At 60.3% G+C, this 1,532-nt stretch carries 2 protein-coding genes; both read right to left on the bottom strand.

Translation table 11 applies throughout. The features are described from left to right. Nucleotides 1-679 (bottom strand): MBL fold metallo-hydrolase (locus tag LQV45_RS31575; protein WP_230011347.1); only part of this gene is annotated, 679 nt, incomplete at its 3' end. A 116-nt stretch (nt 680-795) separates the two neighbouring features. Next, nucleotides 796-1,290: a MarR family winged helix-turn-helix transcriptional regulator gene (locus tag LQV45_RS31570; RefSeq protein WP_056431854.1), complete on the bottom strand. Its 495-nt coding sequence runs from the start codon at nt 1,288-1,290 to the stop codon at nt 796-798. Between the last annotated feature and the right edge of the window lie 242 nt (nt 1,291-1,532).

Raw genomic sequence — 1,532 nt, 5'->3', positions numbered from 1 at the left:
TCCGTTCGAATTCCTGGAGGTAGGACCGTGTGTAGTCGATGGCTGTGGAATCGTTGGCCGTTCCCGGCAGCCGGTGGCCTGCGATGACGAGATCCGGGTTGAGGGCCCGTATCTGGTCAAGGAGTTCGATCCAAGCCGAGCGCTGTTCGGGGGTGGCCGTGTCTGCGGTCCAGACGTGTTCTTCCTGGAAGACAAGGACTCCACCGACGACTGCATTCTGATCGACGTTGTAGAGGTAGTGCCTGTCAGGTAGCAGGTCAGAGCCGCCTCGGAGTTCGAAGCGGTACCCGTCGAGTTCGATCGCGTCTGCACTCAGGGGCGCGATCGTTGCCAAGCCGGTCGGAAGGTTGGCACCCAGTGCTGCCCACGCCTGGAGTTTGCCTTCGTAGGTTGCCTGGATGTGCTCGATGACGATCGGTGTCGCCAGGACTGTGGCATTTGGGAACGCATCGACGATGACTTCCAGGCCGAAGTAGTAGTCAGGGTCAGCGTGGCTGATGAAAACGGTGCCCAGTTCTTTACCGGAGTCCAGGATGGCCGCGACGAGACGATGACCGTCGGCCCGGGTGAAGCCGGCGTCCACGAGGAGGGCCTTTGACGGGCCGGTGATCAATGTTGCTGACTTGTTGGGTGAACCTGCGGGAAAGTCGAGATCAAAGACCTCAAAATGCAGCGACATGCTAGTGAACCTTTCTGGGATGCCCCGGAGTGTCCGAAGCGAGTCGCGCAGTACGCTCACTCAAATCCAACAATAGCTGACTAGTCAGCTATTCCCTAGGGGTGTAACCCGTTCGATCATGGCATGATCGGCAGGTGCTGTGCAGCGTTTTTGCTGATCTTCTTCACGGCCTCCGAGAGCACCTCGGCTTCTGCGGGTGAGAGCAGGTCGAGCATGTACCGTTCAATTTTTTCCACGTGGCGGGTGCTTGCCCGGAGGAGGACGTCTTCGCCATGTGTGGTGAGGCGGATGAGCTGGACCCGGCCATCGACAGCAGAGCTCTCTCGTTCAATAAGGCCCAGCGCTGACGCCCTCTGCACCAGTCGGGTGGCTCCGCCGGACGTCAATACCCGCGCCTGCGCGATGTCACGTACTGGAATTCCCTCGTTGCCGCCTCTTGCGGCCAGGAGGAGAAGTTCAAAGAGTGAATGACTGAGCCCGAACTCCTGTTCCAGGGCGCGGCCGAGGAGAAACTCCAGCCGGTTCGCCGCACCCAGTAGGCGCCCGAAGACCAAGATGCGATGATCGTTGGCAGCCTCTTGGCCTGATCCAAATTCCGTTGCATTGTTCACGGTCCAACACTAAGCGGAACCAATGGGGTGTCGCTTGCCGATTCTTGGAAGTTGGTTCACAGATAGGGCGCCGTGTCGCTGACCAGGGGCATGGGACCCCCGTAGCCCGTTTTGCCACCGGCACAAAAGCTGGCCATCTGGAGGCCTATCAGCGGGCCTGGCCGGAGGGTCGAATCGAGCCGGCGGTATCGTGGTGGACAGCTTGGCGGCAGACTTAGCGGGAGAGCCATCCCCCGTCGACG

This window comes from Microbacterium sp. Bi128, from assembly GCF_918698205.1.
The sequence above is the reverse complement of the archived record's forward strand: the minus strand, read 5'-3'. Positions and strand labels throughout refer to the sequence as shown.